Origin of the sequence: Micromonospora sp. NPDC020750, assembly GCF_044334565.1 — a bacterium.
Taxonomy (GTDB): Bacteria; Actinomycetota; Actinomycetes; order Mycobacteriales; family Micromonosporaceae; genus Micromonospora.
In genome coordinates this window covers 626,956-652,186 of sequence record NZ_JBIRTH010000002.1, presented here as the reverse complement: position 1 = coordinate 652,186, position 25,231 = coordinate 626,956, and the positions used below count along the sequence as shown (strand labels likewise).

23 protein-coding genes and 1 pseudogene are annotated in these 25,231 nt (G+C 74.2%); 10 read left to right on the top strand and 14 right to left on the bottom strand.

Annotated features, from left to right (window positions below):
• Positions 1 to 49 precede the first annotated feature (49 nt).
• Positions 50 to 493: a hypothetical protein gene (locus ACH4T9_RS08270; protein WP_396670223.1), complete on the bottom strand. Its 444-nt coding sequence runs from the start codon at positions 491 to 493 to the stop codon at positions 50 to 52.
• A gap of 142 nt (positions 494 to 635) precedes the next feature.
• On the opposite strand from ACH4T9_RS08270, the gene ACH4T9_RS08265 reads away from it, so the two are divergent.
• Positions 636 to 845 (top strand): hypothetical protein, encoded by a 210-nt coding sequence (locus ACH4T9_RS08265; protein WP_396670224.1) that lies wholly within the window; start codon positions 636 to 638, stop codon positions 843 to 845.
• Positions 846 to 935: 90 nt separating this feature from the next.
• Here the strand turns inward: ACH4T9_RS08265 and ACH4T9_RS08260 are convergent, their stop codons facing one another.
• Together ACH4T9_RS08260 and ACH4T9_RS08255 are read right to left on the bottom strand one after the other, a co-directional pair.
• Complete coding sequence (locus ACH4T9_RS08260) at positions 936 to 1,193, bottom strand: hypothetical protein (RefSeq protein ID WP_387016035.1); 258 nt, start codon at positions 1,191 to 1,193, stop codon at positions 936 to 938.
• Entirely contained in the window at positions 1,193 to 1,423 is a 231-nt protein-coding gene (locus tag ACH4T9_RS08255; RefSeq protein ID WP_396670225.1) for a DivIVA domain-containing protein, read from the bottom strand. Before ACH4T9_RS08255 ends, ACH4T9_RS08260 begins: the two co-directional genes overlap by 1 nt.
• Positions 1,424 to 1,689: 266 nt before the next feature.
• On the opposite strand from ACH4T9_RS08255, the gene ACH4T9_RS08250 reads away from it, so the two are divergent.
• Positions 1,690 to 2,103, top strand: coding sequence for a GntR family transcriptional regulator (locus ACH4T9_RS08250; RefSeq protein WP_396670226.1), 414 nt, complete (start codon positions 1,690 to 1,692; stop codon positions 2,101 to 2,103).
• Between the two features lie 31 nt (positions 2,104 to 2,134).
• On the opposite strand, the gene ACH4T9_RS08245 is transcribed toward ACH4T9_RS08250, so the two are convergent.
• Positions 2,135 to 2,746: a hypothetical protein gene (locus tag ACH4T9_RS08245; protein ID WP_396670227.1), complete on the bottom strand. Its 612-nt coding sequence runs from the start codon at positions 2,744 to 2,746 to the stop codon at positions 2,135 to 2,137.
• Positions 2,747 to 2,853: 107 nt separating this feature from the next.
• Between ACH4T9_RS08245 and ACH4T9_RS08240 the strand changes: the two genes are divergently transcribed.
• Positions 2,854 to 3,573 carry a vancomycin high temperature exclusion protein gene (locus tag ACH4T9_RS08240; RefSeq protein WP_396670228.1) on the top strand — a complete coding sequence of 240 codons (720 nt, stop codon included), beginning with the start codon at positions 2,854 to 2,856 and terminating at the stop codon, positions 3,571 to 3,573.
• On the opposite strand, the gene ACH4T9_RS08235 is transcribed toward ACH4T9_RS08240, so the two are convergent.
• Positions 3,559 to 4,476: an alpha/beta hydrolase gene (locus ACH4T9_RS08235; RefSeq protein WP_396670229.1), complete on the bottom strand. Its 918-nt coding sequence runs from the start codon at positions 4,474 to 4,476 to the stop codon at positions 3,559 to 3,561. The genes ACH4T9_RS08240 and ACH4T9_RS08235 overlap by 15 nt on opposite strands.
• Positions 4,477 to 4,633: 157 nt before the next feature.
• Positions 4,634 to 5,260, bottom strand: coding sequence for a histidine phosphatase family protein (locus tag ACH4T9_RS08230; protein ID WP_396670230.1), 627 nt, complete (start codon positions 5,258 to 5,260; stop codon positions 4,634 to 4,636).
• 171 nt (positions 5,261 to 5,431) lie between these two features.
• Between ACH4T9_RS08230 and ACH4T9_RS08225 the strand changes: the two genes are divergently transcribed.
• A complete protein-coding gene (locus tag ACH4T9_RS08225) occupies positions 5,432 to 5,863 on the top strand; it encodes a DUF6234 family protein (protein ID WP_396670231.1) in 432 nt (143 codons plus the stop codon).
• Between the two features lie 160 nt (positions 5,864 to 6,023).
• Here ACH4T9_RS08225 and ychF read toward each other — a convergent pair whose 3' ends face one another.
• From ychF to ACH4T9_RS08210, 3 genes and pseudogenes are all read right to left on the bottom strand, one after another.
• Positions 6,024 to 7,109, bottom strand: coding sequence for a redox-regulated ATPase YchF (gene ychF / locus ACH4T9_RS08220; RefSeq protein ID WP_396670232.1), 1,086 nt, complete (start codon positions 7,107 to 7,109; stop codon positions 6,024 to 6,026).
• 39 nt (positions 7,110 to 7,148) lie between these two features.
• Positions 7,149 to 7,883: a Type 1 glutamine amidotransferase-like domain-containing protein gene (locus ACH4T9_RS08215; RefSeq protein WP_396670233.1), complete on the bottom strand. Its 735-nt coding sequence runs from the start codon at positions 7,881 to 7,883 to the stop codon at positions 7,149 to 7,151.
• Between the two features lie 283 nt (positions 7,884 to 8,166).
• Positions 8,167 to 8,577 (bottom strand): annotated as a pseudogene (locus ACH4T9_RS08210) (hypothetical protein); the annotation flags it as partial.
• A gap of 222 nt (positions 8,578 to 8,799) precedes the next feature.
• On the opposite strand from ACH4T9_RS08210, the gene ACH4T9_RS08205 reads away from it, so the two are divergent.
• The 4 genes from ACH4T9_RS08205 to ACH4T9_RS08190 all read left to right on the top strand — a co-directional run bounded on the left by ACH4T9_RS08205 (position 8,800) and on the right by ACH4T9_RS08190 (position 14,796).
• Positions 8,800 to 10,296, top strand: a complete 1,497-nt coding sequence (locus ACH4T9_RS08205; protein ID WP_396670234.1) for a DNA-3-methyladenine glycosylase 2 family protein — start codon at positions 8,800 to 8,802, stop codon at positions 10,294 to 10,296.
• Positions 10,293 to 10,805: a methylated-DNA--[protein]-cysteine S-methyltransferase gene (locus ACH4T9_RS08200; RefSeq protein ID WP_396670235.1), complete on the top strand. Its 513-nt coding sequence runs from the start codon at positions 10,293 to 10,295 to the stop codon at positions 10,803 to 10,805. The genes ACH4T9_RS08205 and ACH4T9_RS08200 overlap by 4 nt, the downstream gene beginning before the upstream one ends.
• A gap of 116 nt (positions 10,806 to 10,921) precedes the next feature.
• The gene (locus tag ACH4T9_RS08195) at positions 10,922 to 12,814 is read left to right on the top strand and encodes an ABC transporter ATP-binding protein (RefSeq protein WP_396670236.1); all 1,893 of its coding nucleotides are present in this window, start codon (positions 10,922 to 10,924) and stop codon (positions 12,812 to 12,814) included.
• Positions 12,815 to 12,963: 149 nt separating this feature from the next.
• The gene (locus tag ACH4T9_RS08190) at positions 12,964 to 14,796 is read left to right on the top strand and encodes an ABC transporter ATP-binding protein (protein WP_396670744.1); all 1,833 of its coding nucleotides are present in this window, start codon (positions 12,964 to 12,966) and stop codon (positions 14,794 to 14,796) included.
• Between the two features lie 89 nt (positions 14,797 to 14,885).
• On the opposite strand, the gene ACH4T9_RS08185 is transcribed toward ACH4T9_RS08190, so the two are convergent.
• Positions 14,886 to 16,475 carry a hypothetical protein gene (locus tag ACH4T9_RS08185; protein WP_396670237.1) on the bottom strand — a complete coding sequence of 530 codons (1,590 nt, stop codon included), beginning with the start codon at positions 16,473 to 16,475 and terminating at the stop codon, positions 14,886 to 14,888.
• Positions 16,476 to 16,614: 139 nt separating this feature from the next.
• On the opposite strand from ACH4T9_RS08185, the gene valS reads away from it, so the two are divergent.
• A complete protein-coding gene (gene valS / locus ACH4T9_RS08180; RefSeq protein WP_396670238.1) occupies positions 16,615 to 19,230 on the top strand; it encodes a valine--tRNA ligase in 2,616 nt (871 codons plus the stop codon).
• A 34-nt stretch (positions 19,231 to 19,264) separates the two neighbouring features.
• Here valS and ACH4T9_RS08175 read toward each other — a convergent pair whose 3' ends face one another.
• The 4 genes from ACH4T9_RS08175 to ACH4T9_RS08160 all read right to left on the bottom strand — a co-directional run bounded on the left by ACH4T9_RS08175 (position 19,265) and on the right by ACH4T9_RS08160 (position 23,388).
• The gene (locus ACH4T9_RS08175) at positions 19,265 to 19,912 is read right to left on the bottom strand and encodes a hypothetical protein (RefSeq protein WP_396670239.1); all 648 of its coding nucleotides are present in this window, start codon (positions 19,910 to 19,912) and stop codon (positions 19,265 to 19,267) included.
• Positions 19,913 to 20,089: 177 nt separating this feature from the next.
• Positions 20,090 to 21,781: a CotH kinase family protein gene (locus ACH4T9_RS08170; protein ID WP_396670240.1), complete on the bottom strand. Its 1,692-nt coding sequence runs from the start codon at positions 21,779 to 21,781 to the stop codon at positions 20,090 to 20,092.
• Entirely contained in the window at positions 21,781 to 22,458 is a 678-nt protein-coding gene (locus ACH4T9_RS08165; RefSeq protein ID WP_396670241.1) for a DUF4956 domain-containing protein, read from the bottom strand. Before ACH4T9_RS08165 ends, ACH4T9_RS08170 begins: the two co-directional genes overlap by 1 nt.
• A 6-nt stretch (positions 22,459 to 22,464) precedes the next feature.
• A complete protein-coding gene (locus ACH4T9_RS08160) occupies positions 22,465 to 23,388 on the bottom strand; it encodes a polyphosphate polymerase domain-containing protein (RefSeq protein ID WP_396670242.1) in 924 nt (307 codons plus the stop codon).
• Between the two features lie 299 nt (positions 23,389 to 23,687).
• On the opposite strand from ACH4T9_RS08160, the gene cysC reads away from it, so the two are divergent.
• Positions 23,688 to 25,217 (top strand): adenylyl-sulfate kinase, encoded by a 1,530-nt coding sequence (cysC, locus tag ACH4T9_RS08155; protein WP_396670243.1) that lies wholly within the window; start codon positions 23,688 to 23,690, stop codon positions 25,215 to 25,217.
• Positions 25,218 to 25,231: the final 14 nt, after the last annotated feature.

The following is a 25,231-nucleotide window of genomic DNA, read 5'->3' as shown; positions in this document are numbered from 1 at the left end:
AGAGCCCGGTAGGCAACGCCACCTCAGGCGATTCCTGTCGACGGCCGGTCTATGCCTCGTCGTCGAGCCACAGTTCCCGGCATACGCGACACCTGCCGCCCCACTCGTCCCGGTCCCAGTCGTGCTCGGTCCGAACCTGGGTCACCTCGTCACAGACCTCGCAGACCTGGGCGTAGTCGCAGGGCTCGGGAGCATGAAACCGTCGCTGGGGTGCGGGCAGATCAGCCACCAGCACGGAGCGGGTCCGGTTGTGCTGGCGCCACCTCGACTCGTGCCCGCACCGGACGCAGTCGGAAAGCCGCTCGCAGGGATCCGTCGCACTGCGGGCTCGGCCGTACGTGTGTACCACCTTGGCGGAGAAGAACTGCCCGCAGTGCCGGCACCGCCGCTCGTAGCGGCACGGGTCGTCGGAGTCGGTGAACTCGGACGGGATGTGCAGCCTGAGCCGGCAGAGGGTCCGTCGGACCCTGCCCGTCCGCTGCGGAACTGGCATCGCGCGTCCTAACCTCGGCTGCGAAAGGTGTCGATGACACTACGCCCCACCATTCCCCACCGCTACCGAGCGCTACGCCCCGGCCACCGCCAGGCCGCGCACGGGTCGGCGGCCCTCGCCCGAGGGCCCTACCGTCGGGGACATGACGACAGTGATGGTTATCTTCGGATCGGCCCTGGCGCTGGCCGTGGCCGCGTTCGTCGTGGTCGCCTGGCGGGACCGGCGGCGGCAGTCCACCCCGGAGGACTCGGCGGCAGCCCGCGAGGCGGCCAGCACCCAGGAGAGGTACGCGGCCGAGCGGCACGGCGCTCAGGGCGAGGTGTGGCAGCGGGGGCAGAACTCCCAGGGCTGACCGGGCGCGGCCCGACCCGCCGCCGGTCGCCCGCCTGGTTGGCTATTGCCCGCCTGGCTGCGCGCTGCCGGCGCGACCGTCCGCCGATGGTCAGCGGCTCGGGCGGCGGGTGCAGGGGCCGTCGTGGTCGGCCCTGAGCAGGCAGCGCCGACCACCCGACAGGCGCAGGTCGCAGAAGACCCGATGCCGTACGCCCTGCTCGTCCTCGGCCGACACGGTGGTCTCCCCCGGGTCCGCCGAGGAGAGCACGCCCGCCCAGCGGGCCACCACCCGGGCGAGCCGCACCGCGCCGGCCAGGTCCGGGGCGAGGACCGGCAGGTGGATGACGAACCGCCCCCGGGCCGCCATCAGTGCCGGCCCGCGTTGGGTCGGCGAGCCAGCTCGGCCCGCAGCCGCCGCAACTCGGAGCCGAGCCGTGCCGTCTCCAACCGGGACGCCCGCAGCGCGTCGTAGTGGACGGCCAACTCGGTGGCCAGCCGGTCCATGAACACCTGCACCTCCCCCGGGTCCAGGCCACGTCGGCCGAACCGGGCCGACCGGAACCGCTGCGTCCGCACCTGCCAGGGCAGCAGCGACACGGATACCGAGGAGCGCGGGCAGGGCGACGCCCCGCGCCTCCACGACGCCCGCCCCGGCCCGCCGGGCCACCTGAAGAAACCTCGCACCACCGACCACCCCTCCCCGCATCGGACCAGCCTCATTCGGTCGAACTCGGCGCACCTCAGCGTTTCCGCCCAGACACCGAATGCAACTGGAACTATAAGCGTGATGCCCTTAAGGCATCAAGGGCTTATAGCCACATAGCCACAAGCCACCCTGGCCACGAGGCCACCACGCTGATGCCATGACCATCGATCCGCGTTCTCACACGCCCGTCTACGTGCAGCTCGCCGACCTGCTGCGGGAGCGGATCGAATCCGGTGCCCTGCCGGCGGGTTCGGCCGTCGGCAGCGAAACCCGGCTGACGCAGGAGTACGGCATCGGCCGTGACGCCGTCCGCATGGCGATCTCGGTCCTTCGCTCCGAGGGACTCGTCACCACCAATCGCAGCAGGGGCACCGTCGTCCGGGAGGCACCTGAGCGGCGGCGGGTGGAGTTGCCGCCGGGAGCTTCCGTGATCGCGCGGGTGCCCAGCGTGAATGAGCGCCGGGCCATGCAGCTCGACGAGGGCGTGCCGGTCCTTGAGGTGCGCGGCCCGGAAGGCGACGTGGAGGTCCTGCCCGGCGACGAGGTCGAGCTGACCCGCCCACCGTCCTGACCCGCCGGCGGCACCGCCGCCACGGCGTAGATCAGCGATCGCCCTCGTCGGAGCCCGAGGGCCGGTAGCGGTCGAACACGGACGGGTCGGCGAGCCACGCGGCGACCATCCGCTTGCCGTGGCGGTGGCGGAGATAGTCCTCCGCCTCGACCCGGCTTCCCCCGTACCGCTGGAGCACGGCGAGCACCTCCTCCGGCGGGACCGTGAAGTCGCCCATGTCCAGCAGGGTGTAGACGCGACGGCCGCTCTTCCTGATGGCCCGGCGGCCCCCCAGCCGCGTCCCAGGAGCCAGCCGGATCATCAGAGGCGGATTCTCCCACCCCTGCCCGACCTCGACGACGGTGATCGACTCGATCGACGCCCACGGCAGGACGGTGGTCGATCCCCTCGCGAGGACGGTCAGGCCGTCCGCGTCGACGTCGAGCCGGAACGGCCACAGCAGCGACACCCACGCCGCCCCGGCGAGCAGCACCATGAGGTACGCCAGCATCTCGTAGAACGAGACCGTGTCGGGCCAATGGTGGCCGGAACTGGACTCTTCGGCCTGCGCCGCCGCCCAGACCGCCACCCCGAACACGCCCCACGCCAGACAGATATTGCGCAGCGCGGCGGTCTTCCGCTGGAACCGCGCGCCCTGATCCACCTGGTCATGGTGACGCTCTGCGGCAAACTGGCGGGCGCGGGTCGGCGGCGGCCGGGCACGATCGGCAGGAGAGATCAGTTGTCGGGCGGCCCTGGGATACTTGCCCCATGCGCGTCCGACTCTCCACTCTGATCCGTTGGCTGCGCCCGGCCGACGGCAGGCGTACGCGCTGGCTGCGCCGCGCCGTCGTCGCGGCCCTCGTCGGCGCAGCGCTCCTGACCGGTGGCACCGTGGCCAGCGTGCAGTGGATCCGCGGCGACGCGGAGGGGCACATCTTCGCCGAGCAGGACGTCCCCGACGCGCCGGTCGCCCTGGTGCTGGGCACCAAGGTCCACCCCGACGGGACCCCCTCGCCGTTCCTCACCGCCCGCCTGGAGATCGCGCGGCGGCTGCTCGCCGCCGGCAAGGTACGCGCCGTCCTGCTCTCCGGCGACAACATGAACCCGGACTACAACGAGCCGACCGCGATGCGGCGCTGGCTGCTCGACCACGGCGTGCCGGCGGAGAGGGTGGTGCTGGACTACGCCGGCTTCGACACGTACGACTCGTGCGCCCGCGCGAAGCGGATCTTCGGGGTGGAGCGGGCGACGGTGGTGACCCAGTCCTTCCACCTGCCCCGCGCCGTGGCGGTGTGCCGGCGGCTCGGCGTCGACGCCAGCGGCGTGGGCGACGAGACCGCCCGCGAGTACGACCGGACGTGGCGGATCAGCTCCACCCGCGAGTACGGCGCATGTGTGAAGGCCGCCGTGGACCTGATGTCGGGCCGCGACCCGGCCCACCTCGGCAGCCGGGAGACCGGCGTCGAGGACGCGTTACGCAGCGCCTGACCCCGGCCGCTGACCGGCGGGCAGCAGGGCGTCGAGCCAGCTCAGCATCGTGGCGGCGTACTGCGGGCTGATGCTGTCGAGGTCCTCGCCCTCGTGCAGGGTGGGATAGTGGTCGCAGCCGTCGAGCCGGCAGACGGTGGGCGGGGTGGCGGCTCCGGCGGTGGCCCGCCGCCAGGCGGCGACGCTGGCGTCGATCGGGACCCACGCGTCAGTCGTACCGTAGAAGAGCAGCACCGGGCAGGTCACCCGGGCGAACACCGGAACCGGGTCGAAGTCCATGTCCCGCCAGGTGCCCGGCTCGTCGGGCAGCTCGCGCGGCAGGTAGGCCAGCGGGAACCAGGGACGTTCGGCGGCCCGGTCGATGACCCCCTGCGCGGTCGCGCGGTCGAGGTCGCCCCGCAGGTACGCCTCCATGGTGGCCCGCACCCGGCCCAGCTCAGTCAGGTCGACGTCGCCGTAGCCGCGCAGGCGGAGCTGCTCGGCGGTGCCGTAGCGCATCTGGGCGGCGGGGCTGACCCCGCTGGAGGAGACGAGCACGAGGAAGGCGACCAGGTCCGGATGGAGCGCGGCGGTCAGCGGCGCCGACCACGCGCCCTGGCTCAGCCCCCACACCCCGACCGGCACGTCGCCGACCTGCCGGCGCAGGACACCGATGGCCGCTGCCGCGTCGGCGGCCTGGTCGGCCAGGGGAACGTCGTGGCCGTCCACCCGGGGCCGGCGGTCGAAGCGCAGCACCGCGATCCCCGCACCGGGCAGCAGTCGGGCCAGGTGCTCGTAGCAGAAGTACGACCGGTGCCCGGCCTCGGCGGCGTGCAGCACCACGATCCCGCCCCGGACCGGGCCGAACGGCAGGTCCAGCGTGCCCGCCAACCGCACCCCGCCACCGTCGAACTCAAGCTCCACGCCGACACCCAACCACGCCCCGCCGCCCCCCGCCGCCCCTGTCGCCCCCGCCGCCCCACCGCCTCCCGCCGCCCCGTCGGAGACCTTGGACGGTTACCGTCGCCACGCGACGACAACTGTCCAACATCGCGACTGGGCGGGTGGGTGGGTGGGGGCGTCAGGAGACGTCGCTGAAGCGGCGCAGGGTCCACCGGGCCGGCGGCCAGCCGGTGGGGTCGTCGTCGGTGGTCCACTCAGTGGTCGAGGCCGGAGCCACCGCCACGTCGAACGCCCTGAACATCGGCTGGGCGGCGAGGGCATGGAAGGAGCCCTCGACCGTCTCGGTGTGCCCGACCAGCACGACCGTGCCGCCCCGATGCCGGTGCGCGATGTCCATGATGGCGCGGCTGACCCTTACGGTCAGCTCCGCCCAGGTCTCGTTGCCCTCCTCGAACGGCCGGAACACCCCACCGCCCGCCGTCGCGTGGTCGGTCTGGAACCGGGTCGTCGACAGCCCGTCGGCGTACGGCGGCGTGTGCCAGGCGCACAGCCCGCAGTCCGCCACCGGGCTGACGCCCAGCGCCGAGGCGATGGGCCAGGCGGTCTCGACCGCCCGGCGCAGCACGGAGGAGTAGACGGCCACGGGGCCGGAGACCGCGAGTTCGTCGGCGAGCCGCCCGGCCAGCCTTTGCGCCTGCTGGTGGCCCACCTCGGTCAGTCCCCGGCAGCCGTGCGGGCCGCCCACCACCCCCTCGACCTGGTGTACCGACTCACCGTGTCGGACGAAGAGCAGCCGAGTTCGCATCAGGTCATCATGCAGCGAGTTCGCTGACCTGTCGATCAACGAATGCGTATCGGTCGAGGCCGGACATCGAAGCGGACCGGGCCGGCGGCCCCGACGACGCCGAAGCCCGGGCTCGTCCGCTGAGTACGCCGACTCATGCCCTTGGGGGCGTTCCGGTGCAGGCTGGGCGCCATGGCGTCCTCCACCTCCGCCCCGACCGCCCGGCGCGGCGGTCCCGTCGTCGGGCTCCTGACGCTGCTCTGGGTCGGGGGCCTGCTCGCGCTCTTCTCCCGGTGGTTCGCCATCGGCATGGAACGGTGGGCCGCCTCGTACTCCTCCCCGAGCAGCGAGATGGAGTACCTGGGCCGCCAGCTGTCCCAGGCGATGCTGGCCACGCTCCTGCTGGCGGCGGCCGGGCCGGCGGTGATCGCCGCGGTGGCGTACGGGATGCGGCTGGCCCGCACCGCGATCGTCTTCCTGGTGCTGGCAGTCGTCGTCGGCGTCCCGGCGCTGACGCTGGCCGCGTACACCTACCGCGACCTGGACCCGCCGCCCCCACCGCCGGCACCGGTGTCCGGATGCCGCGAGCACAGCGGGGGCGACAGCCGTTGCCCGGGCGGCTGAACCGCTGCCGGCCAGATCGGGTACGGCATCCGGCCGTCCGCACGGCGACGGGGCGTGGCCACCTGGAGGCTCGGCCGGATGCTCGGCACGGCGCGAGGGCTCGGCCTGAAGCGGTTGCTGATCGTTGTGCGGGCGGTTCAGACGTTGAACCGCGACCGGACTACACGTTGAAGCGGAACTCGACCACGTCGCCGTCCTGCATGACGTACTCCTTGCCCTCGATGCGGACCTTGCCGGCCGCCTTCGCCGCCGCCATCGATCCGGCCGCGACCAGGTCGCCGTAGGAGACCACCTCGGCCTTGATGAAACCGCGCTGGAAGTCGGAGTGGATGGCCCCCGCGGCCTCCGGGGCGGTCGCGCCGACCGGGACGGTCCAGGCCCGCGCCTCCTTGGGCCCCGCCGTCAGGTACGTCTGGAGCCCGAGCGTGCGGAAGCCGACCCGGACGAGCTGGTTGAGGCCGGGCTCGGCCTGACCGATCGACTCCAGCAGCTCGCGGGCCTCCTCCTCGGGCAGGTCCACCAGCTCGGACTCGATCTTGGCGTCCATGAAGATGGCCTCGGCCGGGGCGACCAGCGCACGCAGCTCGTCGAGGAACTCGGCGTTGGCCAGCTCGGCCTCGTCGACGTTGAAGACGTACAGGAAGGGCTTGGTGGTGAGCAGGTGCAGCTCGCGCAGGTGCTCCAGCTCGATCTTCGCGGCGGCGGCGCCCGCGTACAGCGTGGTGCCGCCGTCGAGGACCTGGACCGCCTGCTGCGCCGCGGCCACGGCGGCGGCCCGGTCCTTGCGGAGCTTGGCCTCCTTCTCCAGCCGGGGCAGCGCCTTCTCCAGGGTCTGGAGGTCGGCCAGGATCAGCTCGGTGTTGATCGTCTCGATGTCGTCGGCTGGGGAGACCTTGCCGTCGACGTGCACCACGTTCGGGTCGGAGAAGGCCCGCACCACCTGGCAGATCGCGGACGCGTCGCGGATGTTCGCCAGGAACGCGTTGCCTCGGCCCTGCCCCTTCGAGGCGCCCCGGACCAGGCCGGCGATGTCGACGAACGACACCGGCGCCGGCAGCACCTTCTGCGAGGAGAAGATCTCGGCCAGCTTGTTCAGCCGCTCGTCCGGCAGCCCGACGACGCCGACGTTGGGCTCGATCGTGGCGAACGGGTAGTTCGCCGCGAGCACGTCGTTCTTGGTCAGCGCGTTGAACAGGGTGCTCTTGCCGACGTTGGGCAGGCCGACGATCCCGATGGTGAGGCTCACGGGCGGCCAGTCTACGCGGCCGGCATCGGCCGTCTGCGGTCAGCTCAGCAGACGCGGCTCGATCCGGGTCTCCCGGACCCCGCCGTCCCCGGACCGGGCAACCTCGTACGCCGCGACGCCCTCGCGGTCGGCGACCGCCTCGACCAGCCGGGTGCCCCGGTAGACCAGCCCGACCCCGTCGTCGGTGCAGTGGCTGGTCGGGAGCGTGCCGTCGGCGACCAGCCCGTGCATCAGCGGTCGCCGCTGGTCCTCGCTGTCGTAGTGCACCCCGTTGCCGTACGGCAGCCAGCCCAGGCCGTCGGTGAACCCGCGCAGCCGGGGGCCGAAGCTGTCGGTGGCGCCGCCGAGGTGCCAGCAGATCGAGCCGGCGGAGACCCCGGCCAGCACCACCCCGGCCTGCCAGCACTCGTGCAGGATCTCGTCGAGGCCGTGCACCCGCCACACCGCGCACAGGTTGGCCACGCTGCCGCCGCCGACCCAGATCACGTCCTGGGCGAGCAGGTGGGCCCGGACGTCGTCGACGTTCGGCATGGGGAACAGCGCCAGGTGCGACGCCCGGAACCGGGTGCCGGCGAACGCCGCGTAGACGGCGGCGATCGAGGCGTCCCGGTCGCCGACGGCCTGGCCGAGGTAGCACAGCCGCGGCTCGGGGCCGGCCTGGGCCAGCTCGGCGGCCAGCTCGAACACCGGCCCGGGGCGCAGGTCGTTCGGGCCGCGACGGCGGCTGAAGAAGCCCATGCTGGTGGCGACGATGGTCGGCTCGCTGGCGGGCACGGCGGTCCTCTCCTCGGGGTGCTACCCCGGCATTGTGCCCCACCTCGCACCGGCGCGGTTCGCTCGGCTCAGCCGTCAGCCCCGCCCCGGAGCGCGACACCCGACGCCGCTCGCCGGCCCGCTCGCGGTGGGCCGTGCCGGGTCAGCCGGCCAGCAGGCGCCGCTCCCCGGCGCCCGGCCCGACGGCCCCCCGCCCGGACCCGGCCGAGCCCCGCGCGGTCCCGGGCCGCTCCCCGGTGGGCAGCTCACGGCCGGTGGCCCCGGACAGCTCGTGGGTCGTGAACTCACCGCGGGCCGTCGGCGGCAGCTCGCGGGCCGCCGACGCCGGCAGCGTGAACCGGTACGCGGCGGGCGGGCCGGCCGCCGCGGACTCGCCGAACATCCAACGCACCTCGTCGACCGTCCAGCCCAGCCCGGAGCGGCCGGCGATCTCCCGGACCAGGCGCAGCCCCACCCGCGTGTCGTCGTCGTAGAAGCGCATGCACCAGTGGTGCGCCCACATGCCGAGGGCGCGCAGGCCCGCGGCGTCGAGCGACGCGGCGAGCCGGCCGCAGGCCGTGTCCCGGAACGCCCGCCCCGGGTCACCGGCCCGATCCCGCTCCATCGCGCCGTACGCCGCCGGGGCGACCGCCCGCATCCGGTCGTAGAAGCCCTGAACCACCGTGCGGTCGAGCCGCGCCCGCCCCGACCGCATCAGCGGACACCTCGCCCGGCCACGCTCGCCATCGCCGCACCCTTCTTGAGTTGGTGGCGGGGACCGTACCGGCACCTACCGACACTTTCGGCCTGGATATCCGTTCCCGGCCGGGACGGGCCGGCTGAGGTGGAGCGATGCCGCGAGGGCCCCAGCCCACCCCCACGGCCAGGTCCGATTTCCGCGAGCCGGAGGGTCGGGCGGCGGGGCAGTATCGGTGTCGTGGAATTGGACTTCGAGCGGTGCTACCGGGCGGTCGACAGCCGTGACCAGCGATTCGACGGCTGGTTCTACACGGGCGTGACGTCGACCGGGATCTACTGCCGGCCGTCCTGCCCGGCGATGACGCCCAAGCGGCGCAACGTCCGGTTCTTCCCGTCGGCCGCCGCCGCGCAGGGAGCCGGGCTGCGGGCCTGCCGCCGCTGCCGGCCGGACGCCGCCCCGGGCTCGCCCCAGTGGGACGTCCGGGCGGACGTGGTGGGGCGGGCCATGCGGCTGATCGCCGACGGGGTGGTCGACCGGGACGGCGTGCCCGGGCTGGCCGCCCGGCTCGGCTACACCGAACGTCACCTGCACCGGATGCTGCGCGCCGAGCTGGGTGCCGGGCCCCTGGCACTCGCCCGGGCGCAGCGTGCGCAGACCGCCCGGATCCTGATCGAGACGACCGGACTCGGGATGGCCGAGGTCGCGTTCGCGGCCGGGTTCGGCAGCGTCCGGCAGTTCAACGACACGGTCCGCGAGGTCTATGCCGCCGCCCCGTCGGAGCTGCGCGATGCCCGGGGACGGGCACCGGTGGCCGGTGGGCCGGGCACGATCGCGCTGCGGTTGGCGTACCGGCCGCCGTTGCACGCGGCGGCGCTGCTGGACTTCCTCGCGCTGCGGGCCCTGCCCGGGGTGGAGGAGGTGCGCGACGGGACGTACCGCCGGGGGTTGCGGCTGCCGCACGGCGGCGCGGAGGTGGCGCTGACCCCGGTGGCCGGGCACGTGGCGGCCACGCTGCGGCTGGCCGACATGCGCGACCTGGCCCCGGCGGTGGCCCGCTGCCGCCGGCTGCTCGACCTCGACGCCGACCCGGCCGCCGTGGACGGCACACTCGCCGCCGACCCCGCCCTCGCCCCGCTGGTGGCGGCGGAGCCCGGGATCCGCGTCCCGCGCGCCGTCGACGGCTTCGAGATGCTCGTCCGCGCGATCGTCGGCCAACAGGTCTCGGTCACCTCAGCCCGAACCACCCTGACCCGGCTCCTCCCCCTCACCCCGATCCCCATGTCGGTCGATCAAGAGGTTCCAGGACACAAACTTCTTGATCAATGCGGGGAGGCGGGTGGGGGGACCGGTTGGGTGGGGCGGGGGTTTCCTACGGCGGAGGAGGTGTTGGGGATCGCCGACGGCGGGTTCCGGATGCCGGTGGGGCGGCGGGAGACGATCCGGGCGGCGGCGCGGGCCGTCGTCGACGGGGGGTTGGACCTCGACCCCGGCGGGGACCGGGAGGAGACCGTTCGACGGCTGCTCGCCGTCCCCGGGATCGGCGCGTGGACGGCCGGCTACGTGGCCATGCGCGCCCTCGGTGACCCTGACGTCCAGCTCCACACCGACCTGGCCGTGCGGCGCGGTGCCGCCGCGCTCGGCCTTCCCGACGACCCGTTGACCCTCGACGCGTACGCGGAACGCTGGCGCCCCTGGCGCTCGTACGCGGTGATCAGACTATGGAGAGCAGCATGAACGTCACCCTCGACGGCACGGTCACGGACACCCCCGCCGGCCCGCTGAGCATCCTGACCGGCCCCGACGGCGCGGTCCGGGCCGCCGGTTTCACCCCCGAACCGGAGACGCTGCTGCCGCTGGTGCACTCCGGCCTGCGCGGGCCGGTCCGGCGGCGGACGGAGCTCGGCCCGGTCACCGCGGCGGTCGCCGCGTACCTGGACGGGGAGCTGACCGCGATCGACACGGTGCCGGTGGAGCAGCACACGGGCGGCGTGTTCATGGCGCACGCGTGGCGGGTGCTGCGCGAGGTCGGTCCCGGCCGGCCGGTCACCTACACCGGGTACGCCGGGCTGGCCGGCCGGCCGGCGGCGGTCCGTGCCGCGGCGGCTGCCTGCGCGCGCAACGCCGCCGCCCTGTTCGTCCCGTGTCACCGGGTGCTGCGCACCGACGGCGGCCTCGGCGGCTACCGCTGGGGGCTGGACGTGAAGCGGTGGCTGCTCGCCCACGAGGCACCCGCCGGACGCTGAACGCGCCGGGCGCGGCCGAACCGGCCGGGGCCGAGGGCGGGCAGGGTTCAGACGTGCCGAAGGACGTGCTGAAAGTTGACAGCGGCGACAGTCCCGTTTGACGCTACCGTCGGGAAGTGCCTGCCGAGAGCGACGGCGACCCGGCCCAACCGGCCGACCGCGCTCGCCCGCTGCGCAACCTCTGGCGGTTCCGCCCCTACCTGCGCCCGTACGCCGGCCAGTTCTGCTGGTTGCTGGCGGCGGCGCTGGCCGGCACCGGCGCGAGCCTCGCCGTGCCGCTCGTGGTGCAGCGGGTGGTCGACGGCCCGATCGCCCGGCACGACCCGGCCGGCCTGGTCCGGCTCGGCGGCCTGGCCCTGCTGCTCGGCCTGGCCGAGGCGCTGCTGATCTTCATCCGCCGGTGGACGCAGTCCTCGTCGTCGGTGGGCATGGAGGCGGCGATCCGCGCCGACGTCTACGCCCACCTGCAACGGTTGCCGCCCGGCTTCCACGACCGGTGGCAGACCGGGCAGTTGCTCTCGCGGGTCACCAGCGACCTGTCGGTGATCCGCCGGTTCCTCTCCTTCGGCCTGCTGTTCCTGGTGCTCAACCTGGTGACGTACGCCGCCGTGGTGGTGCTGCTGATCCGGCTGCATCCCGCGCTGGGGGCGCTGGTCGCGGCCAGCGCCGTACCGCTGTTCCTGATCAGCCGCCGGTTCGCGCGGTACTACCACGACACGTCGCGCCGGATGCAGGACCAGCAGGGCGACGTGGCCACGCTGGTCGAGGAGACCGCGCAGGGGCTGCGCACCATGAAGGCGTACGGCCGGGGGCCCGAGCTGGCCAGCCGGTTCGCGGCCGGTGCCCGGGCGCTGCACGACACCGGGGTCGCCAAGGGGCGGCTGCTGGCCCGTACCTCCGCGCTGTTCGACCTGGTGCCGAACCTGACCCTCGGCATGGTGCTGGTCGCCGGGGCGATGGCCGCCGCCCGGGGCGCGCTCACCATCGGCGAGCTGGTCGCCTTCGTCAGCCTGCAACTGATGCTGATCTGGCCGGTGCAGTCGCTCGGCTGGATCATCGCCAACGGCCAGGAGGCGGCGACCGCCGCCGACCGCATCCAGGAGGTACTGGACACCCGACCGTCCATCGTGGACGCACCGGACGCGGTCACCCTGGCCCGGCCGGCGGTCCACGGCCGGCTGGTCTTCGACCGGGTGTCGTTCCGCTACGCGGGAACCCCCACGCCGGTGCTGCGGGAGATCGACCTGACCGTCGAGCCGGGCGAGACCCTGGCCCTGGTCGGCGCGACCGGCACCGGCAAGAGCACCCTGCTCTCCCTGGTCCCCCGGCTGCACGAGGTGACCGGCGGGCGGATCACCCTGGACGGCCACGACCTGCGCGAGCTGCGGCTGGCCTCGCTGCGCCGGCTCGTCGGGGTGGCCTTCGAGGAGCCGACACTGTTCTCCATGTCGGTGTGGGAGAACCTCACCCTGGGCCGCCCGGACGCCGACGAGGACGACGTCCGGGCGGCGCTCGCGCTGGCCCAGGCCGACTTCGTGCACGAGCTGCCGTGGGGGTTGGCCACCCGGGTCGGTGAGCAGGGGCTCACCCTCTCCGGCGGGCAGCGGCAGCGGCTGGCACTGGCCCGGGCGGTGCTCGGCCGGCCCCCGCTGCTGGTGCTCGACGACCCGCTGTCCGCCCTCGACGTGCACACCGAGGCACTGGTGGAGACGGCGCTGCGGCGGGTGCTGCGGGACACCACCGCCCTGCTCGTGGTGCAGCGGCCGTCGACCGTGGCGCTGGCCGACCGGGTCGCGCTGCTGGAGCGGGGCCGGATCACGGCGATCGGCACCCACTCGCGACTGCTGGCCGAGGTGCCGGCGTACCGGGCGGTCCTCTCCGCCGCCCCGACCACTCCCTCCAGTGCCGCGACCGTCCCGACCACGCCCTGCGCCGGCCCGGCGGTGTCGGCTGCGGGCCCGACCGGGCCGGCCGCCGGACCGGACGAGCGGGGGCTGGTGCTGTCGTGACCGCCGCCGACCCCACGGTCCGCCACCCCGAGGACGAGCCCGCCGACGGGCCGGGCGGCCCGCCGGGCGCAACCGACCGGGGCGGCCGGGGCGCAGCGGGCCGGCAGACACGGGGCGCGGCGGGCCGGCCGGCGCGGGCCGCGCCGGATTTGGACCGGTGGCGGGGGCGGGCCACCGACCCGGAGGCCGACCGCAGCCGGGCGGAGGAGGCCACGCCCGAGGCGCTCGCCCGGCTGCGCGTCCGCAGCCGGGCGCTGCTGCGGGACCTGCTGCGTCCACACCGGCGCCGGCTCGGGGCGTCCGTCGGGCTGCTGCTGGCGCAGAACGCCGCCGCCATGGCCGGGCCGTACCTGGTGATGCTCGGCATCGACCGGGCGATTGTTCCGCTGCGGTCCGGGGACAGCGGGCCGCTCGTCGCGATCGCCGGGGCCTTCGCCGCCGCCGCGCTGACCGAGTACGCGGCCCGGCGCGGCTTCCTCGCCCTCTCCACCCGGATCGGCCAGGCCGTCCTGCTGGAGCTGCGGCAGCGGGTGTACGGCCATTTCCTGCGGCTGTCCGTCGGCTTCCACGAGCGCTACACCTCGGGCCGGATGATCTCCCGGCTCACGAGCGACCTGGACTCCATCGCCGAACTGGTCGACGGCGGCGTGGACAGCCTCGTCCTCGCCGCCCTGTCCATCCTCTCCGTGGCCGGCATCCTGCTCTGGCTGGACCCGCCGCTGGCCGCGGTGACCCTGCTGGCGTTCCCGTTCCTGTTCTGGCTGTCCCGCTGGTTCGCCCGCGCGTCGGCCGGGGCGTACCGGCGGACCCGGGAGGCGGTGGCGCTGCTGATCGTCCACTTCGTGGAGTCGTTGCGCGGCATCCGCGCGGTGCAGGCGTACCGGCGGGAGCCACGCAACCAACGGATCTTCGCCGCCGTCAACGACGACTACCGGCGGACCAGCCTGCACGCGTTCCGGCTGATCGCCACGTACTCGCCGGGGATCAAGGTCATCGGCAACGTGACCGTGGCGGTGGTGCTCGGCTACGGCGGGACCCGGGTGCTCGGCGGCGGGATGGAGGTGGGGGTGCTCGCCGCGTTCCTGCTGTACCTGCGCCGGTTCTTCGAGCCGATGCAGGAGCTCAGCCAGTTCTACAACTCGCTCCAGTCGGCGACGGCGGCGCTGGAGAAGCTGGCCGGGGTGCTCGACGAGCGGCCGGCGGTGGCCGAGCCGACCCGCCCGACGCCGCTGCCCGACGGCCCGGGGCGGGGGGCGGTGGAGTTCCGGTCGGTCTCGTTCGGGTACCGGGCCGACGCGCCGATCCTGACCGGCCTGGACCTGGCGGTGCCGGCCGGACAGACCATCGCGCTGGTCGGCCCGACGGGCGCGGGCAAGTCGACGGTCGCCAAGCTGTTGGCCCGCTTCCACGACCCGGACGCCGGCACGGTCCACCTGGACGGGGTCGACCTGCGGGACCTGGCCGATGCCGAGCTGCGCCGGGCGGTCGTGCTGGTCACCCAGGAGAACCACCTGTTCAGCGGCTCGGTGGCGGAGAACATCCGGTTCGGCCGGCCGGGCGCGGACGACGCGGCGGTGCGGGCCGCGGCCCGGGCGATCGGCGCGCACGACTTCATCGCCGCCCTGCCCGACGGGTACGACACGCAGGTGCGCCGGCGCGGCGGCCGGCTCTCGGCCGGGCAACGCCAGCTCGTGGCGTTCGCCCGGGCGTTCCTCGCCGACCCCCGGGTGCTGGTCCTGGACGAGGCGACGTCATCGCTCGACGTGCCCACGGAGCGGTTGGTGCAGCGGGCGCTCGCCACCGTGCTGCGGGACCGGACGGCGCTGGTGATCGCGCACCGGCTGTCCACCGTGGAGACCGCCGACCGGGTGCTGGTCCTCGACGGCGGCCGGATCGTGGAGGACGGCCCGCCGGACCGGCTGGCCGGCACCGACGGCCGGTACGCGGCGCTGCACCGACAGTGGCGCGACTCCCTGGTCTGACGGCACGACTCGGCACCGCAAGATCACGCCCATCCTCGACCGGGTCATCGCCGGCCGGCCCGCGCGAGGGAAGCGTCGAGGGTTGCCCGTCAGGGCCGGCCGGGGGACGCCGCATCGGCGCGCAGGTCCTGGCGGAGCCGGTCCACCGCGCGGCCGAAACCGAACAGCAGCGCCAGCAGCAGGGCGGCCACCCCGGCGAAGACCGGGACGGTGAGCGAGGGGGCCTGGTAGGGGCCATCGAACTGGGCCCGCGCCACGACCGGCGCGAGGGCCTGCGCGGAGAGCACCAGCGCGGCGGGCCCCAGCACCAGCAGCGCGACCCGCCCTCCGATGTCCGGCCGGGCGACCGCCGGCGCGGCGGGCGGGGTGGAAGCAGCCGGGGCAGGCTCGACCGGGTCGAGACCAGGGGCGGGCGGGGTGGAAGCGGCCGGGGCAGGCGCGGCCGGATCGAGACCAGGGGCGGGCGGGACAGCCCCGGCCGGGGCGGAGCCGGTGGACGCGGTGGCGGCGAAGGCGAGGCCGAAACCGAGCGCGAGGCCGAGCCCGAGGACGGTCAGCAGCGGCCGGACGGTGTCCACCGAGGGCAGCTCGGAGCGCACCACCGGGGCCGCCAGCGGCAACGCGACGGCGGCCACCAACAGGCCGAGCGCGTCCCACGGCAGCAGCCGGGCCGCGTGCCGGGCCAGCGCCGCGCCGGCCGCCAGCGCCGCGACGCCAACCGCCGTGACCAGGAGCGCCCGTCCCGGCGCGGCGGTGAAGCTCAGTGGAAACCCGTACAGGGCGATCGGCCCGGCGGCGGCGCAGAGCACCACCCACCGCGCCCCGACCGCCCGGCCGACCCGGTACGCGTACCAGAGCAGGATCAGCGCGACGAGGACGGCGAGCACGACGGTGGAGGCGTGGCTGAACGTCTCGACGGCCCGCTCCCGGCGTGGCCCGGCCAGCCCGTCGGGGCTGAGCTGGAACTGCCGCACGATCCACCAGCGCAGGGTCAACCCGACCAGGGTGAGCGCCGCGGCGGCCCCGACGACCAGCAGCGGGCCGGGACGGAATCGGCCGGCCCACGCGGGTCGGCCCGGCCGAGGCCGCCGCCAGGCGACCGCCGCGGCTACGACGGTGAGCGCGATGGGGAGCCAGAGCTGCGCGTCCGGCCGGACCCTGTCGGACTCGGTGGTGGGCAGCACGGCGTACGACAGCGCGCTGCCCACCGGGTGCAGCACCAGGCCCGCGGCCAGGCCGGCGGCGACGAGTCGACGGCCCGGACGGGACGCCTGCCCGACGGCCAGCAGGGCGGCCCCCAGCGCCAGCCCCGTCCCTGCGGCGCCGACGAGGGCGGCCAGCACCAGCCCCGGCGACGGCGTCGAGGTGGGCAGCAGCTGCACGCCGCCCTCGACCGCCAGATCGGTCAGGAAGGTCAGCGCCAGCCCGCCGGCGGCGACCGGCCAGGCGGGCAGCGCCGGCAGCAGCGCCGCCAGGGCCAACGCCACGGCCACCGCCACGCAGGCGAACGCGGCGGGGCGCAACGGCTGACCGTCCCGGACCAGCTCGGTGAAGCCGGACTGGGCGACCAGCGGCAGCTCCCGCGCCGCGAAGACCGCCCCGACGGCGAGCGCCGCCGCCGCGTCGACCAGCGTCGTCCAGTCGCGCCCGACCGGACGCGTTCCCGTCACCTCGCCCATGGATGGCCTCCCCCGCCGTTCCGGACGCGGCGATGCTGTCACACGTCCCGTCCGGCCGCTGTCCCGCCGGTGACAGGCGGCCGGAGCCGAAGGCGGATAAGCCGTGGCCGGCCCGATCGGTGCTGCCTAGGATCGACGGATGACTGATACGGCGAGGACGGCCCGCGCCGGCGTCCCCGAGCGGCCCACGTTGGACGGGCTCGAGGAGACCTGGGCCCGCCGCTGGCAGGAGGACGGCACGTACGCGTTCGACCGTCCCGAGGCGGCTGTTCCGGATCGCGGCGCGGCGTCGGACGCGCCGAACCGGAATGGTCGTAGGGCGGACGTGTTCTCCATCGACACCCCGCCGCCGACCGTATCGGGCGAGCTGCACATGGGGCACGTCTTCTCGTACACGCACACCGACACGGTGGCCCGCTTCCAGCGGATGCGCGGCCGGACGGTGTTCTACCCGATGGGCTGGGACGACAACGGCCTGCCCACCGAGCGCCGGGTGCAGAACGTGTACGGGGTGCGCTGCGACCCGACGCTGCCGTACGACCCGGACTGGCAGCCGCCGACCGCCCCGGTCGACGAGGCGGCCCGCAAGGACCCGACGCCGATCTCCCGGCGCAACTTCGTCGAGCTGTGCGGGACGCTGACCGCCGACGACGAGAAGATCTTCGAGGCGCTGTGGCGGCGGCTCGGGCTGTCGGTGGACTGGTCGCTGACGTACACCACGATCGGGCGGGCGGCCCGGGCGACGTCGCAGCGGGCGTTCCTGCGCAACCTGGCCCGGGGCGAGGCGTACCAGGCTGAGGCGCCGACGCTGTGGGACGTCGGGTTCGCCACCGCCGTGGCGCAGGCGGAGCTGGAGGACCGGGAGCGGCCGGGGGCGTACCACCGGCTGCGGTTCGCCGGGCCGGGCGGGCGGGAGGTGCTGATCGACACCACCCGGCCGGAGCTGCTGCCGGCCTGCGTGGCGCTGGTCTGCCAGCCCGACGACGAGCGGTACCGGGACCTGGTGGGCTCGTCGGTGCGTACCCCCGTCTTCGGGGTCGAGGTGCCGGTGCGCGCACACCCGCTGGCGGACCCGGTGAAGGGCACCGGCATCGCGATGGTCTGCACGTTCGGCGACCTGACCGACGTGACCTGGTGGCGGGAGCTGGCGCTCGGCACCCGGGTGGTGGTGGGCCGGGACGGGCGGCTGCTGCCGGAGCCACCGGCCGGCGTGCCGGCGGAGCCGTACGCGGCGCTGGCCGGGCAGACCGTGAACGGCGCCCGGCGGACGCTGGTGGGGCTGCTGGCCGACGCGGGCGACCTGGTCGGCGAGCCGCGCCCGATCACGCACCCGGTGAAGTTCTACGAGCGGGGCGACCGGCCGTTGGAGATCGTCTCCACCCGGCAGTGGTACCTGCGCAACGGCGGGCGGGACACCGGCCTGCGCGCGGAACTGCTGGCCCGGGGCGGGCAGCTGCGCTGGGTGCCGGAGCACATGAAGCGCCGCTACGACCACTGGGTGGGCGGCCTGACCGGTGACTGGCTGGTCAGCCGGCAGCGCTTCTTCGGCGTGCCGGTGCCGGTGTGGTACCGGCTCGACGACACTGGCGAGCCGGACCTTTCCCACCCTCTCACACCCGACGAGTCGATGCTGCCGGTCGACCCGTCCAGCGAGCCGCCGCCCGGGTACGACGAGTCCCGGCGCGGCCGGCCCGGTGGTTTCGCCGGCGACCCGGACGTGCTGGACACCTGGGCCACCTCGTCACTGACCCCGCAGATCGTGGGCGGCTGGGAGACCGACCCGGAGCTGTTCCGGCAGGTCTTCCCGATGGACCTGCGCCCGCAGGGGCAGGAGATCATCCGCACCTGGCTGTTCGCCACGATCGTCCGTTCGCACCTGGAGCACGGCGCGCTGCCCTGGCGGGACACGGTGCTCTCCGGCTGGATCCTCGACCCGGACCGGAAGAAGATGGCCAAGTCCAAGGGGAACGTGGTCACCCCGATGGCGCTGCTGGAGCAGTACGGCTCCGACGCGGTCCGGTACTGGGCGGCCAGCGGCCGGCCCGGCATGGACCTGGCCTTCGACCCGGCGCAGATCAAGGTGGGCCGGCGGCTGGCCACCAAGCTGCTCAACGCGTCGAGGTTCGCCCTCGGGCTGGGCGCGGCCGACGCGCTGCGCGCCCCGGCGACCGAGCCGCTGGACACCGCCATGCTCGCCGAGCTGTCCGGCGTGGTCGCCGCCGCGACGGCCGCCTTCGACGGGTACGACCACACGGCCGCCCTACAGGCGGCGGAGGCGTTCTTCTGGCGGTTCTGCGACGACTACATCGAGCTGGTGAAGGAGCGCGCCTACGGCACCGGGCCGGGGGCCGACTCGGCCCGCGCGGCGCTGGCGACCGCCCTGTCGGCGCAGTTGCGGCTGTTCGCGCCGGTGCTGCCGTTCGCCACCGAGGAGGTCTGGTCCTGGTGGCGGTACGGGTCGGTGCACCGCGCCACCTGGCCGACGACGCACGAGGTCGGTCGGGCGATCCAGGGCGACGGCGACCCGGAGCTGCTGCGGCTGGCCGGGAACGCCCTGAGCCAGGTGCGCCGGGCCAAGTCCGAGCGGAAGCTGTCGATGCGGGCGGAGGTGCCGCTGGCCGAGGCGCTCGGCCCGGCCGCCCTGCTCGACCGGCTGACGCTGGTCGCCGACGACCTGCGGGCCGCCGGTCGGATCGACAAGCTCGACCTGCTGCCGGGCCGCACCCCGGAGCTGGTGATCGCCTGCGCCTTCTGAGCTGTCGCCTGCGCCTACTGAGCCACGGCGGGCATCACCAGCCGCGCAGCATGCGGACGCCGAGCAGGGCGGCGACCACGGCGGGCCCCACCAGCAGGGTGACCGCCTGGAGCCGGTACGGCATCCGGTGCCGGGCCAGCTCGACGGCGTTGCCGCAGACCACCACCCCGGCGAGCAGCACATACCCGCCCCACCAGTGGGTCTGCCCCGGGTCCACCAGCCGGGCGCGGATGAGGAACAGGGTCACCCCGACCAGGGCGCCGGCCAGGGCGAGCAGGGCGACCGTCCGGTGCAGCCCTCGGGCCAGCGGGTCGGCGGACCGCCACAGGTAGGTGCCGGCGACCGCCAGGCAGGGCAGCGTGACCAGGGCCGGCCAGCCCCGGCCGGTCGTGCCGGTCATCAGCAGCGCCCCGACCGTGAAGATCAGCAGGCCGACGCAGGCCACGACGTACCCGACGAACGCCCGCCCGCCGCCGCGGGCCAGCAGCACCCCGCCGCCCGCGGCGGTCAGCGCCCCGGGGACCAGGACGAAGCCGGCCCACCAGTGGTAGTCGCCGACCGACTGGGCCACCGTGGTGGTCGCCGCCGCGGCTGTTCCGGCGATCGCCAGGCTCGTCGCCCAGTGCCGGGTGCTCTTCGGGTACGACCGTCGGGGCGTCGCCCGGCCTGTGTCCGCCACCATGGCCCCCAGCCTGCCGTAGCGGGCCCAACCGGGTCCATCCGGCCAGCCCTACCATTCCGACCAGTCCTACCATTCCGGCCGCCTCGGGGAATGCCTGTTCGCGGGCGGGGCCCGGACGGCGCGGGTGCGACGAGGGGCGGGGCCGGCGTGCTGCCCGCCGGACCCGCCCCGCCGGGTTCAGCCGCGGGTGATCACCTCGTTGTTGCGGAGGCTCTCCGTCCGCTGCTTCACGAGGGTGCGCAGCCGGTCCGCGTCGGCGTCCACGGCCGTCGCGTCGGCCCCGTCCACCGTCTTGAGGACCGTGGTGATCGCGTCGAGCGACCCGGTCGCCCGCCCGTCGGCGTACACCTGCTGGTAGAGCGCGCGGTACGCGTCCTCGTAGACGCCCTTGAAGGCGTCGCTGGCCAGGAAGCGTTCCTTGAGCTTGTGGCCCGACATCATGCCGCCCGGCCGGCCGCGCTCGGCGGTTCCGCCCTCCCGCCCGGCGTCTGCGCCGCCCGGCGGCTGGGCGTCACCGGGGAGCCCCGCCCCGCCGGGCGACCCGGCCCCCTCAGGAGGCTGCGCGCCCTCGGTGGGCCGCATCCCGCCCGGCATGCCGAGGCCGCCGCTGTCGTGCGGCCCCTGGGCGGCGTTGCCACTGAAGGTGAGGTTGTGGTCCCAACTGATCACGCTGAACTTCTTCGTCTCCAGGTCGTACCAGAGGTAGTAGTTCTTCCCCGGTCCGGACATGTCGTCGAAGTTGAGCAGCAGGTTCTGGAGCGCGACGTAGCGGGCGAACGACTCCACGTCGACCCGGTCGGCGAGCTGCGCGTCGAACTCCTCGTCGCTCGCCGAGTTCACCCACCTGATCAGGTTGATCACGGGTTGCAGGTCCTGGCTGCCCTGCATGGTGATCTGCTTGAAGTCGTCCTGGTAGTCGGTCTGGTCGTCACCCTGGTCGGTGAAGCTGCTGCTGGCCAGGGACTTGTAGAGCACCCCGGCGCCGTCCATCTGGTCGGCGAAGTGCTCGTCGGGGTGCTCGACCAGCAGCCGGGCCGTGGTCGGCCGGCCGTTCACCGTGAACGAGGAGTACGCGTACCGCTGGGCCGCCTCGCCGACGCCGGCGAGCAGGGACAGCGACAGCGCCTCGTTCAGCACGGTGGAGCCGCCGCCCATGCCGGAAACCCGGACGGCCACCTCTTGGTGCCCCTGGTACCGGCGGCCGTCGACGAACTCGTCGAAGCTGATCAGCCAGGGCAACGTCTCCGGCTCCTCGGCCTTCAGGGAGGTCCGGGCCATCCCCCCGCCGGGAAACCCACCCCGGCCCGGCTGCTGACCCTGGCCCTGCTGCTGGCCGGCGCCCGGGGCGGGGCGTCCGCCGCCGGGGGCGGCACCCCCGCCGGGGGCGGCACCCCCGCCGGGGGCGGCACCCCCGCCGGGGAAGTCGCCGCCGCCCTGTCGCGGCTTGCTCTCGCCCTTCCAGGTCAGCCCGATCAGCGTCGAGTTGCCCTTGAGCCGGATGCCGACGCTGGGGACCGTGGTGCCGTCGACGGTCAGGTCCGCCTCGACGTACTCCTTCTCCCCCTCCTTCCAGTAGGTGTCGAGCATCCGCTCGTAGTCGGCGTCGCGGAAGGTGAGCCGGATCGAGTGGGCGGCGGTCGCGTCGAAGAGGTCCGTCGTGCCGGCGATGTCCACGGTCACCGCGTTCGCCCCGGTGTCGCTGGCGCTGGTGACGTACGGGTGGATCCGCGCCGTGCCCAGCACCAGGGTGAGGACGGCGACGAACGCCACGCAGGTGGTCAGCAGCTTCCAGTTCTGCCGCACCCGCACCGGTAGGCGTCGCCGCAGGGCGCGGGGCAGCAGGGACCGGGTGCGCAGCGGCCCGGACATCACAGGTCCGTCTGGTCGTAGCCGGTCAGCACCGTCACCCGCTGGCCGGAGGTCCGCTCGCCGAGCGCCGAGATCAGTTCGCCCGGCTCGCTGCCCTTCTTGAGCCGGACCGTGTACATCAGCTCGGTGAGCGCGCCGGCCCGGATCGTCTCCAGGCTGACCAGCTCGAACTCCGTGGTGTAGCGGACCAGCACGTCCTGGATGTCGGCGGTGTGGTCACCGCCGGCCGGGACCTGGACCTTGACCACCTGGCGCTGCACGTTCAGGGCGAACCAGTTGAACCGGTACATCACCACGATGATCAGGCTGATCGCGACGGCGGCGGCGATGGCCAGGGTGTAGAACCGGGTGCCGCAGGCCATCCCGACGCCCATCACCAGGAAGATGAACCCGACGTCCCGGGTCTCCTTGATCGCGTTGCGGAACCGCACCACCGACAGCGCCCCGACCAGGGCGAACGCCCGCGCGATGTTGGAGCCCACCACCAGCATGATCAGCGAGATCAGCATGCCGAGGATGATCAACGTCTGCACGTACGACTGGCTGTACGACACGTTGCGGTGGGTGGCCCGGTAGACCCAGCCGATCATGGCGCTCAGCAGGAAGGACAGCGACAACACGAGGGCGATGTCGCCGACGCTGAACGTGCCGGACAGGTCCTGGAAGGTGATGTCCATCGGTGCTCAGGCCTCACTTCTCGTGGGGGTGACCGCCGCCAGGCCGGCGGCGGGGTCGTCGTCCTGGACGTGGAAGACCGAACGCGGCGCCCGACCGAACGCCTCGACGCTCTGGCAGTACTTGGAGACCCGCACCACCTGAAGCTCGGCGCGGGCGGCGAGGTCGGTGAGCCAGTACGGGACCCGCTCGTTGGCCTTGATCTCGACGATCGACAGCCCGGCCGGGACGATGAGCCGGTTCTCGGCGTCGGCCCCGAGGTGGAAGTCGCGGTCCCGGCCCCGGATCCGGTGGTCGAGGGTGACCCGCAGCCCGAGGTCGGCGTCCTGGCCGACGAACGCCTCGCGCTGGTAGCCGGTCATCGCCACCGGGCGCAGATCGAGGCCGGCGACGAGTTCGAGCACCTCCTCGACGAACGCCCGCTGGGCGGGGTCGTGCTCGACCGCCACCCGCTCGTCGCAGAGCCGCCGGGCCAGCCGGTACGGCAGGGAGATCCGGCGCTTCTGGGTGACCCGGTTGACCCGCTGCTTGATCTCGACGTACACGGTGGTGTCGTCGTCGACGGTGGAGCGGTCGCCGTAGTGGCGTACCCGCAGCTTGCGGCGGAACCGCAGCCCCTCGATCTTCTCCCAGTAGAACCGCAGGTCGGTGGTGTCGTAGTAGACGCTCCACACGCCGTACCCGCCGTCGCCGCCGTGGCTGTCCGGGGCGAGCCGGCCGGCCAGTTCACGCCGGAGCGCCGCCACCTTCGTCGTCGCGACCAGGTACTTGATCTCGTACCGGTTGAACGCGTGCAGTTTGCTCGGCGCCCGCAGGGCGTGACCCGCGTGGTCCGGGCCGGCGGTCGAGGGGCCGGGATCCGGTGCCGGGTCGCCTCGGTGGTCAGCAGCCGGGTCTGGGGGACGGGCTCGGCGGTTGAACCGTAGACGCATGGACACGCTTCCTCCGGTCGGGTTCCTCGGGTGACGGAACGGCTGGAGGCCAAGGAAAGCGAACGGTCATGGAAACGGCGTATGAACAAGCTGTGGATGAGCTTTGGACCGCAGGTGAACGGCAGCGGAGAAACGCCGCCCCGCCCGCCTTGCCGTCCGTGGCCGACGACACCTCGGCGCTTCGCCGGGGCCGCCGGCCGACCGGTACCGGCAACTCCACCCCGGGTAGGGGGAATGGCGCTCTCGACCGATCGCCGGTCGACTGAGAAACTGTGTGCCGGCCAGTAGTGGGGGGTGCGATGAGTAACGGGTGGGTGCTGCCCGAAGAGGTGCTGCGGGACGCTCCGGCGTACACGCCGCGGCCCGGGGAACTGGCCGATCTGGAGTTGCTGCTGACCGGGGCGTACGCGCCGCTCGCCGGCTTCATGACCAGGGCTGACCTGGTCGGCGTCGGCCGGCGGGGTCGGCTCGCCGACGGCACGCCCTGGCAGGTGCCGGTGACCCTCCAGGTGCCCGCGGCGCTCGCCGACGGCTTGGACCCGGCCGACCCGCAGCGCCGGGCGCTGGTGCTGACCGACGGCGAGGGCGCCCCGATCGCCGCGCTGGAGGTCACCGACGTCTGGCCGGCCCGGGACGGCGTCGCCGGAATCGGCGGCCCGGTCCGGCGGCTCGGCGACGGCGGCCACGGCCCGTTCCAGCGGCTGCGCCGCAGCCCGGAGGAGATCCGGGCGCTGCTGCCCCCGGGCCGGGTGCTCGGCGTCCTCGCCGACCGGCCCCTGCACCGCCCGCAGCTCGCCCAGATCGCCCACGCGGTCCGCACTCTGGGGGCGCACCTGCTGGTGATGATTCCGGTGGGCGAGGGAACGACCAACGGGCTGCCCTCCGAGGCGCTGGTCCGGGCGGTCTTCGCCGCCCGGGACCGGATGCCCCCGGCGACCCTGGTCGCGGTGCCGCTGTCCCGCCGCCGCGACGAGATCAGCGACGCGCTGCTCCAGGCCCGGGTGTCCGCCGCGTACGGGGTGACCCACCTGCTCTCCACCGGCGAGATGCTCTCCGGCGCCGGCCTGCGGGTGCTGGTCCCCCGCGATCTGGCCTACGACAACCGGGACGGGCAGTGGCGCTGGCGGGAGGACATCCCGCCGCGCAACCGGCGGCTGGCGCTCAGCCAGGCGGAGCTCGATGACCTGCTCGACCGGGGTTTCCCGCTGCCGGAGTGGCACACCCCCCCGGCGGTGGCCAAGGAACTCGCCCGGGCCCGCCCGGCCCGGCGGCACCGGGGGCTCGTGGTGTTCCTGACCGGCTTCTCCGGCTCCGGCAAGTCGACCATCGCCCGGGGCCTGACGGACGTGCTGCGCGAGGGCGGGGACCGGACGGTGACCCTGCTCGACGGCGACGTGGTGCGTCGGGAACTCTCCGCCGGGCTGACCTTCAGCAAGGCGGACCGGGATCTCAACATCCGGCGGATCGGCTGGGTGGCCGCCGAGATCGCCCGGCACCGTGGCGTCGGCGTCTGCTGCCCGATCGCCCCGTACGCGGCGGCGCGGGCGACCGCCCGGGAGATGGCCCACGCGGCCGGGGCGGGTTTCGTGCTGGTGCACGTGGCGACCCCGATCGAGGTCTGCGAACAGCGCGACCGCAAGGGCCTGTACGCCCGGGCCCGAGCCGGCCTGCTCACCGGGATGACCGGCATCGACGACCCGTACGAGGTGCCGGCGGACGCCGACGTGGTGGTCGACACCACCGACCTGTCGATCGACGAGGCGGTGCACGCGGTGATGCATCACCTGACCGAGACCGGGTGGGTGGAGCCCCGCCTGCAGTCCACCTGACGCCGGCCGCGCCG